The organism is Herbiconiux daphne (assembly GCF_024979295.1).
GTDB lineage: Bacteria > Actinomycetota > Actinomycetes > Actinomycetales > Microbacteriaceae > Herbiconiux > Herbiconiux daphnes.
Window position 1 is genome coordinate 1 of record NZ_JANLCJ010000818.1, and the last position, 519, is coordinate 519.

Consider the following 519-nt stretch of genomic DNA (forward strand, 5'->3'; position numbering starts at 1 on the left):
CCGGCTAGTTTCGTTATGGAAAATGGTATGACTATGACCCGCGCTCAGTGGCATAAGCATGACCATAACAAGTGCGGTGGTTGTGATCAAGAGATTCCGTGGAAAGATGCCGTCAAAGGTAAGGCTATCATGGCTTACCAATGTTTCTGGCATGAGAAGTGCTTAGCATCCGTCTTAGACGATAATGCTGGCAAAGATCCAGACACTTTCATTTGCTGCTCTTGCGGTAAAACGAAATCCATGTCTGTTCTCGACGGAACAGCTAGTGCATATCGCGGTGAAGATATCTGCGATAATTGTGGTGAAGGTATTCGTAAACAAGCTGCTGAGAAAGTTAAGCAAGCTGTTGAAGATGAGACTATCACTGGTGTGTCTGTACTCTACACTGACAAAACCACGACAGCCATCATCGACGATGCCGACGGCATGATGCACAAAGTCTTCACTCGTGAAGAGTTTAATCGCATGATTAAGATGCGAGATAGTGACGTTGCTAAATTTGAAAACCTTGGCGATTGC

At 45.3% G+C, this 519-nt stretch carries 1 protein-coding gene; it reads left to right on the plus strand.

Annotation, left to right across the window (positions count from 1 at the left end; all coding sequences use genetic code 11):
• Window positions 1-27 precede the first annotated feature (27 nt).
• Window positions 28-519: DUF4168 domain-containing protein (locus N1032_RS27860; protein ID WP_259543983.1), on the plus strand; the 492-nt coding region annotated here is incomplete at its 3' end.